This is a genomic window from Paraburkholderia acidipaludis NBRC 101816 (genome assembly GCF_000684975.1).
Taxonomy (GTDB): Bacteria; Pseudomonadota; Gammaproteobacteria; order Burkholderiales; family Burkholderiaceae; genus Paraburkholderia; species Paraburkholderia acidipaludis.
This window is the reverse complement of record NZ_BAXZ01000022.1, coordinates 17,313-29,760: the sequence shown is the minus strand read 5'-3', so window position 1 is coordinate 29,760 and position 12,448 is coordinate 17,313. Positions and strand designations below refer to the sequence as shown.

The window sequence follows — 12,448 nt, the reverse complement described above, 5'->3', positions numbered from 1 at the left end:
ACAAACCGGTGCGCGGTCACTGAACTACATTTCTACCGCCTTGCGAATCCGCCGTGGCCAAGGCAGCAAACGACCGTTCTGCTACACACGAGGGGGGTTCATCGAGCACCTGTCGCGCGCCCCTTCCGGCGACTCCCGTAAAGCCTCACCCATCGCCAGCGGAAGGTGACGCGCTCGCAACGTCCTGTGCCTTGCCAAATCGACGCTACACCCGGCCGATCCCCTGAAAAAGCTCACCTTTATGGCAATCGACACCCAGCCGCGCTGCCCTCCGGGCGGCCCCGAAAAAGCTCACCTTTCAGGACGACCAGGGAAAAATCCAATAGATTCCGCCACTTATCCACATCCCCCCAGGGCAGGCCAAGCCACAACGCGCTCCCGAAAGTCCTCACCTTCCATGACGCAGACCAGGATCGAACCGATCGTCCAACCCGCGAACCAGGTTCCCGAAAAATCTCACCTCAATCGATCCATGGTGCCGTGCGCAGGAAACTTCGACCCCGTTCTGTCGGTGTTTTCAGGTCAGTGACCACCAACTTGTTCCTGAAAAGCCTCACCTAAGCCACTTTCGTGCCTACTTTCCGCTCCCGAAAACGCTCACCGAAGCCTCGGCATGGACTACGGTGGCCAGCCACCTCCATCGCATGCACTCCGCAACGGGTTTATCCCGAATCGTCTCACCTCAAGCCGCTCAATCCGGGCAAAAAGCCGGGCGAAGTCATCCCGACCGCCCCATCTGCCGCTCCCGATCTCCCGTAAAGCCTCACCGAAGGCCATCCAGGACGCCCAACAGGCCTTAAATTCGCTTCTAGCTCCTGAAAAATCTCACCTCATGACGTGCTACCGTCCCGATTCGGCTCACCTGGCATTCCCAAGGCGCGCTTTTTGCACTCAAATCCGCGACAAATGACGGTCCTGAATCCGCTCACCGTTGCAATTCCCGCAACATCGCATCGACCTGCGACGCTGCCGCGGTTCGCGCGCTTCCGCGTCCCGTATTCGCTCACCCTTGCCCGGGAGTCAAGAATCCCCCGGTTCCCGAAGCCGCTCACGTCCTTTCCCGAACTGCCTCACCGGCCTCCCCGAACCCCGTCACCCGCCTGTCCCGCAGATCCTCACCCGACATCCCGTAAAGCTTCACCCGACCCCGCTGTCTCCCTTGCCTGGTAAGGGTTTGCCGTGGCGTTAACGTCTTTAACAGGTATCAAAGGTGTTTACTTTTATTACTCTCAAGCACGTCTACCCCGCGAGCTTCCGGAAATCCCCTCCGCCAAACCCGCCAGCCTGGTCGAAACCCACGTCCATCAAACCGTGAAACAGTCTGGAAATTTTCAGACATAGGCCAAACACAAGCATTTACAATGGCTTATGAAACAAACTTCGATTTGTTTCACGATCACGGGAAGTGGCGCAGCGTCAGAAAGGCCATTAGGCCCAAAAAATCGGCAGAGATCGATAATTTTCCAGCCAGAATGCCAAACGCGTAGCAAATGATACGTAATTTGTTATTATTCAGCCATTCTGACCTGTCTTGAGACAAGAGCAATGCAAGACGTAGATCGCCAGACTATCCGGGACGAGCTTGAAGCCCTGCGCAAGGATGGCGCACGACGCCAGGCGCTTTCGCTCCACGCCTGCAAGCGCCTTTTTTTCGACTTCGGTATCCGCCCGTCAATGGCTGCTGTTCGCGACCTGACCCAAACCGGCAGCGCGAGCGATATTCCCAAAGACATCGAACTATTCTGGCAACGTATCCGCACCGCTTCGAAGGTCCGGATTACCGGCGGCGCGATCCCGGCTGTCCTCGAAGAACGCGCGGGCGAACTGCTCGGAGCCCTGTTCCAGGAAGCCCAAGCTGTCGCGCGAGAAGCGCTCGACGCGGAACGGACTGAAATCGACACGCAAAGGCATGCCGCCGAACAGGCCCTTCGCGATGCTCAGGCGCGCAACGCCGCGGTCGATGAACTGCTGCAGCGCAGCGAAACGCGTACCGAAATGGCCTGGGCCCGGGTCCGCGAGCTGGAAGGCCAGCTTGCCGCCTCGTCCGCGCACGGCGCCGTCCATCAGGACAGTCTGCAGAGCACGGTGCGGCGGCTCGAAGCGGAAAACGAAACGCTGACGAAGCGCGTGGAAGCCGAGCAGACGAACAATGCCGGCCTGCGTGATCGCATCGACGCCCTGCAGGACGACCTGCGCAGGAGCACCGAACACTATGCCCAACAGATCAAGGATGCGCTGGCCGAGGCCGAGCGGCGCGTGAAACCTATGCTGGTGGAGCTCGATTCGCTGCGCACGACGTCGTCGACCTGGCAGGCGGCGCAGCGCGAGGCAAGCCGAAAGGAATTCGATTTCATCCAGCAACTGGCAACAGCCAAGGCGCGCGCCGACCGTCTCGACGCGCTGTTGCGCGAGCGCGCCGACGAAGTGGATCTCCTGACACGCCAGCTCAGCGCGTTGCGCGGCCAGCAGGGTGTCGATGCGTCAGTGGCGGACCTGCTGTGTTCGCTGGCCGGCGCCGGCAGGCTCAGCGACGCCGAGCTCGAGCGCCTCGGCACGGTCGTGGACGGTCATGTCAACCTGCCGGCCCGCTGCCCGAAATGCCACGAAGGGGAGCCTGAACTGTCCGAAGTCGATCAGCGCTACGAAATTTCGTGTCCCGAGTGCGAACACACGTCCGGAACAGGCGTGTCGCGCCTTGCCGCGGTCAGCCGGTTTCTGCAGGACAGACGCGCTTCCGAAACGGCTTGAGGTGAGTCGTTTCGGGAGCCGGCGCAGGCTTTCGGGGTGAGGTTTTACGGGAGCCTCGCCGATCCCGGCATTCCCGCAAGCCGCGTCAGATAACGTCCGGCTCGGTATCCGGCCGGAGTCCGGCGTCTTCGCGTTCCGCCCACAATCGCCACGAACGATGCAACCGGCCCGCCGAAATCGGCTGCAGGAAGCCGAGCCATTCCCCCACCTGCCCGGCGTTTTCGCCACGCTCGAACAGATCGGCCGCGTAGGTATTGCGCAGGGTCTGGGGGCTGGCGCGTTCCGCGCGGCGCTGCGCAACACCTGAGGCTTCGACGATCGCGTCGACCGCTCGCAGCACGGTAGCCTTGTGCATCGGCCGTCCGGAGGGCGAGCCTGGAAAAACGAGCTGTCCGGGCAGCCCCGCCTGCCGCCGTGCCTCGAGCCAGGCGCCAACCACGTCCACGGCAAAGGGGGCGAGACGCGTGACACGCGTGAAGAGCGGATTGTCGGCTTCGATCGTGAGCCATTCCGAGCCCGCTTGCGCGCAGTCGAGCGTGAGCGCGATGGCGTCCCCCGTTTTCAGGCCGCCGCCAAGGAACACCGCAACGAGCGCCCGGTCGCGGCGTTCGCGCCAGCGCTTCGCCGCCGTCTGTTCTTCGAGCGGCGCGAACAGCTGGGCGAGGATCGCCGCCCGTTCGGTGGCATCGAGGAAGCCGGTGGGCTCGTTTTCCCGGGCATTGCGCCAGGCCGCCTCGCCGTCCTGGGCGATGAAGCGTGCCGGGTTGGTGGACGCGAGTTCGATTTCGCGAACATGGTCAAGAACGCGTTCGATCAGGCGCAGATAACGCAGTCGCTGGGGCTTCTTTACGTCGAGCCCCGCGACGAACTCCGCGATCGTGCCCATATCGACAGAAAGGATCGTTTTGCGTTTGAGCGCCATCCATTCGAGAAACCGCCCCCACTGAACCCGGTACACGTCGGCGGACGAGTGACGGAACTGCTGCGTAGCAAGCCATGCGTCGAAGGCGCCGGCCGGGTCGCGTTGCCAGTCCGCACGTTGCTGGTCGAAGAGATCGCGCGGAGGGTGAGAAAGATCGGAAGGCGCCATGGCTCTCATTCCGTTAGTTGCATTCTATGTGGGGATTGTAGCGGAATGCCGATGCGCTTCCGCGTATGCACCGGCCGCGCCGCAGGTCACGATTCTCGGCGACTAGCCGCCCCAGGCGCGCATCCGACGCGGCGTTTCCTGCCGGCGTGCCAGGGTCCGTGCATCCGCGCTCGTCCGGGCAGCGCGCTCGTAGGCCGAGACGGCGAAGGCAAACACGGCAGGCAGCGCGTTGGAACGCCCGAAATCCACCGGGTCGTCGGTTTCCGGGTACGCCAGCTCGCCCGGCCGCTGGAACAGCCCGAGCATGATGGCGTCGTGCCGGCTCGCGAAGCCGAGGTCGGCGAGCGCCTCGGCCTCGATGGCGTGCAGCAGGCGCCAGCTGAGCGGCACCTGCTGGGCGATGTAGCGCTGGGCAATGCTGCGCACGACGTGCTCGAGGTCGCGCGCGGCCGCCTGAAAACGCAAGGCGGCGAGATCCTGTTCGTTAGGGGTTGGCATGGCGGCTCCAGTCGATCTTGGAACTGTATAAATATACAGTATCGGAGCCGGCTGTCCAGCCGCGATTGCTGCGGCCAGAATGGGCAGGACCGCCTCAGCCGTGGATCACGACGAGCAGCGCGCGTGTTTCGCCCTTGCCTGCGTTGCGGATCGCGTGCGGCTGGTCGGCGACGTACCGCGCGGTGTCGCCGGTCTTCAGGCGCTGCGCGGACCCGGCGGCTTCCACGTCGAGCGCGCCCTGCAGCACCGTGAGGTGCTCGCGCGTGCCCGGCTCGTGGGCGTTCGATACCAGCGCGCCGCCCGGTTTGAGCGTGAGTTCGTACCACTCGAAGTGGCCGGCGAGCTCGATCGGCCCCCAGACGCGCAACTGGTAGCCGGCGTCCTGGCCCGTCAGCGTCGGAATGTCGTGCGGCCCGGCTACCGCGATCGCCTCGGGCGCGCGCGGTGCGGCGAACAGCGAGTCCAGCTTCACGCCGAGCGCATTGGTGAGCCGCCACGCCACGGCGATGGTCGGGTTCGCCTTGTCGCGCTCGATTTCCGATAGCATGGATTTCGACACCCCCGCCGCGCGCGAAAGATCGTCCAGCGTCATCCTGCGCTCGTTGCGCAGCCGCTGGATCTGTTCGCCCACGCGCGGCGGCGCGACCGGCGAGAGGACGGGCGCGCCGGCGGGCGAAGGCGCCTGCTGCGGTGCAGCGTCGGCGGCTCTCGGCGGATTGCGCTTGCTTGCCATTTGCGGCTCCATCGTTTAGAGTTTGTTCGACATATCGAACTCAGGTTCGAAAAAGCGAAAATTTCCGGTGAGGCTGACGGCGACTATAGCAGGCCGCGGCCGGTCCAGTCAGGAGCAAGACCCATGCGAACCCCCTATATCGAGCACCTGCGCGCCACGCTCGACCAGATCCGCGCCGACGGCTTCTACAAGAGCGAGCGCGTGATCGCGACGCCGCAGTCGTCCGCCATCGGCCTTGCCGACGGCAGCGGCGTGCTGAACTTCTGCGCCAACAACTACCTGGGCCTCGCGGACGACGCGCGGCTCATTGCGGCGGCGAAGGACGGCCTCGACCGCGACGGCTTCGGCATGGCGTCGGTGCGCTTCATCTGCGGCACGCAGAGCGTGCACAAGGCGCTCGAAAGTGCGCTGGCGCAGTTCCTGCAAACCGAGGACACGATTCTCTATTCGAGCTGCTTCGACGCGAACGGCGGCCTCTTCGAAACGCTCCTCTCCGAAGAGGACGCCATCATCAGCGACGAGCTGAATCACGCGAGCATCATCGACGGCGTGCGGCTTTCGAAGGCGCGCCGCTACCGCTACAAGAACAACGATCTCGCCGATCTCGAAGCGAAGCTGCGCGAGGCCGACGAAGCGGGCGCGCGCTACAAGCTGATCGCGACCGACGGCGTGTTCTCGATGGACGGCATCATCGCGGATCTCAAGGGCCTCTGCGATCTCGCCCACCGCTACGAGGCGCTCGTGATGGTGGACGACTCGCACGCGGTGGGCTTCATCGGCGAGCACGGGCGCGGCACGCCGGAGCGCTGCGGCGTGCTGGACCGTGTCGACATCATTACGGGCACGCTCGGCAAGGCGCTGGGCGGCGCATCGGGCGGCTATATCGCCGGCAGGAAGGAAGTGGTCGAACTGCTGCGCCAGCGCTCGCGCCCCTACCTGTTCTCGAACACGCTCGCGCCGAGCATCGCGGCCGCGACGCTCAAGGTGCTGGAGCTGGTCGCGAGCGACGAGGGCGCGCAGTTGCGCGAGCGCGTGCGCGCGAACGGCGCGCTGTTCCGCCGCGAGATGAGCGCGCTCGGCTTCACGCTCGTGCCGGGCGAACACCCGATCATTCCGGTGATGCTCGGCGACGCCCAGGTCGCCACGAAGATGGCCGACGCGCTGCTGCACGAGGGTGTCTATGTGATCGGCTTCTCCTACCCGGTGGTGCCGAAGGGCCGCGCGCGCATTCGCACGCAGATGAGCGCGGCGCACACGCCGGAACAGGTCGAACGCGCGGTGGCGGCGTTCGCGCGCGTCGGCAAGCAGCTTGGCGTGATTTGACAAGGAATCCTGAAAAATGAAAGCACTTGCCAAACTCGAACGCGGGCCGGGCCTCACACTCACCGACGTGCCGAAGCCCGAAGTCGGCCACAACGACGTGATGATCAGGATTCACCGCACGGCGATCTGCGGCACCGATATCCATATCTGGAAGTGGGACGACTGGGCGCAGAAGACGATTCCCGTGCCGATGCATGTCGGCCATGAATACGTCGGCGAAATCGTCGAGATGGGCCAGGAAGTGCGCGGCTTCAGCATCGGCGACCGGGTTTCCGGCGAAGGCCATATCACCTGCGGCTTTTGCCGCAACTGTCGCGCGGGGCGCCGCCACCTGTGCCGCAACACGACGGGCGTGGGCGTGAACCGCGAGGGCGCGTTTGCCGAATACCTCGTGATTCCGGCCTTCAATGCGTTCAAGATTCCGCCCGAGATCTCCGACGACCTCGCCGCGATCTTCGACCCGTTCGGCAACGCCACGCACACGGCCCTCTCGTTCAATCTCGTCGGCGAGGACGTGCTCATCACGGGCGCGGGGCCGATCGGCATCATGGCCGCGGCGATCGCGAAACACGTGGGCGCGCGCAACGTCGTGATCACCGACGTCAACGACTACCGCCTCGAACTCGCGCGCAAGATGGGCGCGACGCGGGCCGTGAACGTCGCGCGCGAATCGCTGCGCGACGTGATGAACGACCTGCACATGACCGAGGGCTTCGACGTGGGCCTCGAAATGTCGGGTGTGCCGAGCGCGTTCACGGCGCTGCTCGAAGCGATGAACCACGGCGGCAAGGTGGCCTTGCTCGGTATTCCGCCGGCGCAAACCGCCATCGACTGGAACCAGGTGATTTTCAAGGGCCTGGAAATCAAGGGCATCTACGGTCGCGAGATGTTCGAGACCTGGTACAAGATGGTCGCCATGCTGCAGAGCGGGCTGGACCTCTCGCCCATCATCACGCACCGCTTCGGCGTGGACGACTACGAGAAGGGCTTCGCCGCCATGCTTTCGGGCGAAAGCGGCAAGGTCATTCTCGACTGGACGGCTTGAGCTTTATTTGAGGGCTACGCTTCACGCCCCCGCGGCCGGCTGTTCGAATTCGGCTTCGATGCGCACGTCGATTTCGTCGCCGACCGCGGGATACCACGTCGACAACCCGAACTTCGCGCGGCTGAAATGGCCGCTCGCGGAGAAGCCGACGGTCGGCTGCTTCGTCAGCGGATTCGGCGCGTAGCCATTGAACGTCACCTCCAGCGTGACCGGCTGCGTCACGCCATGTATCGTCAGATTGCCGCTGAGCGTGCCGCGCCCCGCGCCGGTGGGCTCGAAATGCGTGCTGACGAAGCGGATCTGCCCATAGCGCGCCACATCCAGCATCTGTTCTCCCTTCACCATCCGGTCCAGCGCCGGCACGTTCGTGTCGAGGCTGGCCGCGTCGATGGTCGCGTCCACGGTGGCCTGCTGCAGTCCGCCGGCTTGCCAGTCGAGCTGGGCGCTGGCGCGGTCAAAGCGCATCACGAAGCGCGAGTAATGCAGATGATCGACGTCGAACACGATGCTCCAGTGCCAGGGATCGAGCACGTAGTGGCCCGGCGGCACGGCCGCTTCGACGCTGCTCACGCTGTGCGTCACCACGCGCAGCGGTGTGCACGCGAACAGCAAAAGCGTGCCGCAGAGCGCGGCACAAAACGCGCCAGCCGCCGCGCGGCGCTTCGATGTCGTCAGGGGATGTCGGTTCATGCCGTTTCCTTGGTTGCCTCGATGTTAACGCGTTGACGACACCGCGTATTCTCACCCATCCCCACGTATCCCGTTCGCGCTTTTTCTGCTTGACGGCGGAGAATGATCGTTCTACATTTCGCACATGGAGAATGATCGTTCTACACCGGACGGCGTATCCGATCCGTCCGGTTCAGCCTGGAGAGCACCGCAATGAGTCCGTCTTCCCATAGCGCCGCCGGCGCGCCCCAGCCCGACGCTCGCGAGCGCCTGCTCGACGCCGCGGAGGCGCTGGTCTACGCGGGCGGCATTCATGCCACGGGCGTCGACGCGATCGTTCGCGAGGCCGGCGCGGCGCGCAAGAGCTTTTATACGTGGTTCGAGTCGAAGGATGCGCTTGTGGCCGCGGCCCTCGCGCGGCGTCACGAACGCTGGATGCGCTGGTTCGCCGAAGGCACCGCGAAGCACGGGGCATCGCCCGAGGCGCGACTGCTCGGCATGTTCGACGTTCTGCGCGGGTGGTTCGCCTCCGAGGGCTTTCACGGCTGTGCGTTTCTGAACGCATCGGGAGAACTCGCTTCGCCCGACGATCCTGCCCGCGTGGTGGCGCGCGAGCACAAGGCGCATCTGCTCGGCTTCGTGCGCGAGCAGTGCGACGCGTTGATGACGGCGCGCGGCGCGGATCGTCGGCACGCCGCGCGGCTTGCGCGGCAGTGGCTGATCCTGATCGACGGTGCGATAGGCGTGGCGCTCGTGAGCGGCGAACCCGACGCGGCGCTCGACGCGCGTGCCGCCGCGAAGCAGTTGCTCGAAGCGCTGCCCGGTGCCAGGGCGCAGCGTAGTCATACCCGCAGTCAGCTCCGCAGTTAGTCCGGCAATCAAGCCGGCAATCAACCCTTTTCGCGCTCGCCGTCCCGGTGGGCCGACCGTTTCGTGGAGAAAGATCATGAGTGATGCTGTCGAAGTCCGCCCGCCCCTGCCGCCGTTCACGCGCGAAACCGCCGCCCAGAAGGTGCGCGCGGCCGAAGACGGCTGGAATACGCGTGATCCGCAGCGGGTCTCGCTCGCCTATACCCCGCAGAGCGTGTGGCGCAATCGCGCCGAATTCGTCACGGGCCGCGCGGCCATCGTCGAATTTCTCACGCGCAAATGGGCGCGCGAGCTCGACTACCGCCTGATCAAGGAGCTGTGGGCCTTCACGGAGAACCGTATCGCGGTTCGCTTCGCCTACGAATGCCGCGACGATTCGGGCAACTGGTTCCGCTCGTACGGCAACGAAAACTGGGAGTTCGACGCGAACGGGCTGATGGCGCACCGCCACGCGAGCATCAACGACTTGCCGATCGCCGAGAAGGACCGCCTCTTCCACTGGCCGCTGGGCCGCCGCCCCGACGACCACCCGGGCTTGAGCGACCTCGGCCTGTGAGGCGCAGGCTCGTGCAGTCATCGTCGCGACTCACGAGCCCGTCATAATCGCCGGCGGCGTCGACTGTCCGCGCGGGCCCGATCCGAGCGCGACCTCCATTGCGCGAGCATCGAGTTGCGGTACAGTGCGCCATGACCTGAATCCAATAAAACCAGGCGGATCGGCGAGAGCGAGGACCAGGACCCATGCATCTTTGGCGAAGGCACGGCGGCACGGCAATCATAAAGATAATCAGAATTGCGGCGGCCGGCGTGCTGCTGGCTGCGGCAGGCGGCGCGCATGCCGCCGGCTGGTGCAGCAGCGGTCTCTGGGTCGATGCGATGGCGGCTTCGTACCACATCCATCCCGACAAGGACTTCGAACAATTCAATCCGGGCCTCGGCATAGAATGCTGGCCGGGCGACACGTGGGCGCTCACGGCGGGCGGCTTTCGCAACTCGCTGCGCCGGCCGTCGTTCTACGGCGGCGGGGTGTGGGCGCCGGAATTCCTGCATTGGGGCTACGTGCGGCTCGCCGCGATGGGCGGCATCATCTCGGGCTACAACTACGGCGACTGGGGCCTCGGCCGCAATCACACGGTCGGTCCGGTCGCCGCGCCTATCGTGATGGTGGCGTACAAGCGCGTGGGCATGAACTTCATCGTGATTCCGCCGATTCCTTCCGACGATCTGCCGTTTACGATCGGGTTTCAGTTTCGGGTGAAGTTCTGAGCTTCCATCGCCGGGCAACAGGGTGGCGACAATGAGCACCTGGGCCGGATGCGCCTTCATGTCGATTTCTCCGACAAGGCCTTGGGCAAGCCGCTCGATCACAGGATCGCGCACCAGAAATATGCTGCGGATTTCCACCTTGACGTTCTGGCGGCCGGGTAGTCCTCACGGATGGCCGTCAGGAAGCGGTGGGGCGGGCCGCCGGCACCCATGTAGTTCTCCGCATGAACCTCGAAGAAGCCGATTTTCTCCGAGTTGAGTGAGAGTTCCGATCTTACTGAGCCGCCCTCGTCCAGGGATTGCACGGTCTTGTGCGATTTGGTCTGCTATTGCGGTCGATATGTCGCCAGCATCTGGCTCCGGCGTGTTGACCCGTGAAGGCACTTCGGGTTTCGGCCAAACCGGCCGCCCTGGGTCCCCCATCTTCGACAATTTCGCAGGATGGCTTAATATCTTCGGCAGTCTCGCCGGCTTGGGAGGGTGCGAGCAAACCCGTTTGTGACTTCGAGTTACTTCGACACGGTGCGGACATGAAAAAGCTCCATGGCTTTATCGCAAGTGTTCTCGTTTTCGTGTTGGCCGCGTGCGCGAGTCTGCCGCCGCAGAGCGGCCGGACCCAAACCTTCGCGCTTCAGGACACGCAATCCACACGGCTCGGCATGGTCTTCGCGCCGGATGAACAGAGCCATCCGGGCGACAGCGCGTTTCACCTGCTGCAGGACCCGGTCGATGCGATCGCGGCGCGCGTGGCGCTCGCTCAAACGGCCGACCGCTCGCTGGACCTGCAGTACTACATCTGGCACGACGACCTGACCGGCCGCGAACTCGCGGCAGCGCTGCTCAGGGCGGCGGACCGCGGCGTGCGCGTTCGTGTCCTGCTCGACGACCTCGGCACGAACGCCGACGATCAGGTTCTGCTCGCGCTCAGTTCGCACCCGAACGTAAAGATAAGGCTGTTCAACCCGGTCGCGAGCCGCCGCTTCAAGTCACTCGCGACTGCCCTGGAGTTTTCCCGCGTCGACCGACGCATGCACGACAAAGCGATGATTGCGGACAACGAGGCCGCCATTCTCGGTGGGCGCAATATCGGCGACGAATACTTTGGCGCATCGAAAGTCTTTGCCATGGGCGATCTCGACGTGCTGATGCATGGTCCGATTGTCCGGAAGGTTTCCAGCGCCTTCGACGAGTTCTGGAACGGCGAATCGGCGTATCCGATCGAGCAGCTGATGGGGCACCCCGCGGATCCGTCCGCGCTGGCGGACTACCGGGCGAAACTGGACGAGTACATCAAATCGGAGCATGACTCGCCCTACGTCGTGGAAGCCCGGCAGCGGATGGTCAGGATCCTCGACGCGGGCGACGCCGACTTCTCATGGGGACAAGCCACGCTCCTGTACGACGATCCGGCCAAGGTCACGCGCGACCCGAACGACCCGCAGGGCCACCTCATGACGCGGTTCGCGGCCCTGAACCTCAAGCCCGAGCACGAAATGCTCATCATCTCGCCTTATTTCGTACCGGGGAAAGAGGGCGTGGCATGGATACGCGAACAGACCGCGCGCGGAGTAAAGGTTACGGTGTTGACCAACTCGCTGGCTGCCACCGACGTCGTCGCTGTGAATGCGGGATATCAACACTATCGCGAGGATCTCCTCGAAGCGGGCGTAAGTCTCTATGAGCTGAAGCCGACCGGATCGAGCAAGGTGAAGTCGCAACGCGGGTTCTTCGGCTCTTCAAGGGCCTCGTTGCACGCGAAAACCTACGTCTTCGACCGGCAAAGCATTTTCATCGGCTCAATGAATCTCGATCCTCGCTCGAGCCATCTCAACACGGAGATTGGCGTGCTCTGCAACAGTCCGGAGATTGCCGGCCAGGTGATCGACGACGTCGAACCGAACCTGGACGTGGGTGCCTGGCGAGTCGAGCTCCGCACCGACGCGGACGGCAAGCACCGGATCGTCTGGATCGACACCGCCGAGAACGGAACGGTGACGGAGCTGGATTCGGAGCCGGGTGTCTCCTTCATGCGGCGTGCCAGCATCTGGTTCCTGGGTCTCCTGCCGATCGAATCGGAGCTATGAGCGCGTGGCGCACCTCGTCCTGGCAATCCGCAATGGTGAGGATTTCCAGGAGGGTGAGCGTTTCCAGGATGGTGAGGATTTCCAGGGATTGATCGGCCAGGGTGAAGTCGGGAATTAACTCG

11 protein-coding genes and 1 pseudogene are annotated in these 12,448 nt (G+C 64.2%); 7 read left to right on the top strand and 5 right to left on the bottom strand.

The features are described from left to right. The first annotated feature begins 1,545 nt into the window (after positions 1–1,545). Positions 1,546–2,748: a DNA-binding protein gene (locus BAC01S_RS22640; RefSeq protein WP_043203322.1), complete on the top strand. Its 1,203-nt coding sequence runs from the start codon at positions 1,546–1,548 to the stop codon at positions 2,746–2,748. 85 nt (positions 2,749–2,833) lie between these two features. On the opposite strand, the gene BAC01S_RS22635 is transcribed toward BAC01S_RS22640, so the two are convergent. The 3 genes from BAC01S_RS22635 to BAC01S_RS22625 all read right to left on the bottom strand — a co-directional run bounded on the left by BAC01S_RS22635 (position 2,834) and on the right by BAC01S_RS22625 (position 5,069). Further along, entirely contained in the window at positions 2,834–3,838 is a 1,005-nt protein-coding gene (locus BAC01S_RS22635; RefSeq protein WP_027796809.1) for a tyrosine-type recombinase/integrase, read from the bottom strand. Positions 3,839–3,940: 102 nt separating this feature from the next. Then, positions 3,941–4,336 (bottom strand): DUF2471 family protein, encoded by a 396-nt coding sequence (locus BAC01S_RS22630; protein ID WP_027796808.1) that lies wholly within the window; start codon positions 4,334–4,336, stop codon positions 3,941–3,943. A gap of 94 nt (positions 4,337–4,430) precedes the next feature. Further along, positions 4,431–5,069 (bottom strand): helix-turn-helix domain-containing protein, encoded by a 639-nt coding sequence (locus BAC01S_RS22625; protein ID WP_027796807.1) that lies wholly within the window; start codon positions 5,067–5,069, stop codon positions 4,431–4,433. 123 nt (positions 5,070–5,192) lie between these two features. On the opposite strand from BAC01S_RS22625, the gene BAC01S_RS22620 reads away from it, so the two are divergent. Further along, positions 5,193–6,392: a glycine C-acetyltransferase gene (locus BAC01S_RS22620; RefSeq protein WP_027796806.1), complete on the top strand. Its 1,200-nt coding sequence runs from the start codon at positions 5,193–5,195 to the stop codon at positions 6,390–6,392. Positions 6,393–6,408: 16 nt separating this feature from the next. Beyond that, entirely contained in the window at positions 6,409–7,437 is a 1,029-nt protein-coding gene (gene tdh, locus BAC01S_RS22615) for an L-threonine 3-dehydrogenase (RefSeq protein ID WP_027796805.1), read from the top strand. Positions 7,438–7,458: 21 nt separating this feature from the next. Here the strand turns inward: tdh and BAC01S_RS22610 are convergent, their stop codons facing one another. After that, entirely contained in the window at positions 7,459–8,127 is a 669-nt protein-coding gene (locus tag BAC01S_RS22610; RefSeq protein ID WP_043203316.1) for a YceI family protein, read from the bottom strand. Between the two features lie 192 nt (positions 8,128–8,319). Here BAC01S_RS22610 and BAC01S_RS22605 point away from each other — a divergent pair, with 192 nt between their 5' ends. The 3 genes from BAC01S_RS22605 to BAC01S_RS22595 all read left to right on the top strand — a co-directional run bounded on the left by BAC01S_RS22605 (position 8,320) and on the right by BAC01S_RS22595 (position 10,242). After that, on the top strand, positions 8,320–8,976 hold the full coding sequence (locus BAC01S_RS22605) for a TetR/AcrR family transcriptional regulator (RefSeq protein WP_027796803.1): 657 nt from the start codon (positions 8,320–8,322) through the stop codon (positions 8,974–8,976). A 76-nt stretch (positions 8,977–9,052) separates the two neighbouring features. Next, entirely contained in the window at positions 9,053–9,532 is a 480-nt protein-coding gene (locus BAC01S_RS22600) for a nuclear transport factor 2 family protein (RefSeq protein WP_027796802.1), read from the top strand. A 185-nt stretch (positions 9,533–9,717) separates the two neighbouring features. Further along, positions 9,718–10,242, top strand: a complete 525-nt coding sequence (locus tag BAC01S_RS22595; protein ID WP_043203313.1) for a hypothetical protein — start codon at positions 9,718–9,720, stop codon at positions 10,240–10,242. A gap of 155 nt (positions 10,243–10,397) precedes the next feature. Here the strand turns inward: BAC01S_RS22595 and BAC01S_RS34040 are convergent. Continuing rightward, positions 10,398–10,499: pseudogene (locus BAC01S_RS34040) on the bottom strand (multinuclear nonheme iron-dependent oxidase); the annotation flags it as partial. A gap of 273 nt (positions 10,500–10,772) precedes the next feature. Between BAC01S_RS34040 and BAC01S_RS22585 the strand changes: the two are divergent. Continuing rightward, complete coding sequence (locus BAC01S_RS22585; protein WP_027796800.1) at positions 10,773–12,326, top strand: phospholipase D family protein; 1,554 nt, start codon at positions 10,773–10,775, stop codon at positions 12,324–12,326. Positions 12,327–12,448: the final 122 nt, after the last annotated feature.

Coding starts and splice junctions, on each gene's coding strand:
- BAC01S_RS22630 (WP_027796808.1), bottom strand. CDS start 4,336: ATGCCAACCCCTAACGAACAGGATCTCGCCGCCTTGCGTTTTCAGGCG.
- BAC01S_RS22600 (WP_027796802.1), top strand. CDS start 9,053: ATGAGTGATGCTGTCGAAGTCCGCCCGCCCCTGCCGCCGTTCACGCGC.
- tdh (WP_027796805.1), top strand. CDS start 6,409: ATGAAAGCACTTGCCAAACTCGAACGCGGGCCGGGCCTCACACTCACC.
- BAC01S_RS22620 (WP_027796806.1), top strand. CDS start 5,193: ATGCGAACCCCCTATATCGAGCACCTGCGCGCCACGCTCGACCAGATC.
- BAC01S_RS22595 (WP_043203313.1), top strand. CDS start 9,718: ATGCATCTTTGGCGAAGGCACGGCGGCACGGCAATCATAAAGATAATC.
- BAC01S_RS22585 (WP_027796800.1), top strand. CDS start 10,773: ATGAAAAAGCTCCATGGCTTTATCGCAAGTGTTCTCGTTTTCGTGTTG.
- BAC01S_RS22640 (WP_043203322.1), top strand. CDS start 1,546: ATGCAAGACGTAGATCGCCAGACTATCCGGGACGAGCTTGAAGCCCTG.
- BAC01S_RS22610 (WP_043203316.1), bottom strand. CDS start 8,127: ATGAACCGACATCCCCTGACGACATCGAAGCGCCGCGCGGCGGCTGGC.
- BAC01S_RS22605 (WP_027796803.1), top strand. CDS start 8,320: ATGAGTCCGTCTTCCCATAGCGCCGCCGGCGCGCCCCAGCCCGACGCT.
- BAC01S_RS22625 (WP_027796807.1), bottom strand. CDS start 5,069: ATGGCAAGCAAGCGCAATCCGCCGAGAGCCGCCGACGCTGCACCGCAG.
- BAC01S_RS22635 (WP_027796809.1), bottom strand. CDS start 3,838: ATGGCGCCTTCCGATCTTTCTCACCCTCCGCGCGATCTCTTCGACCAG.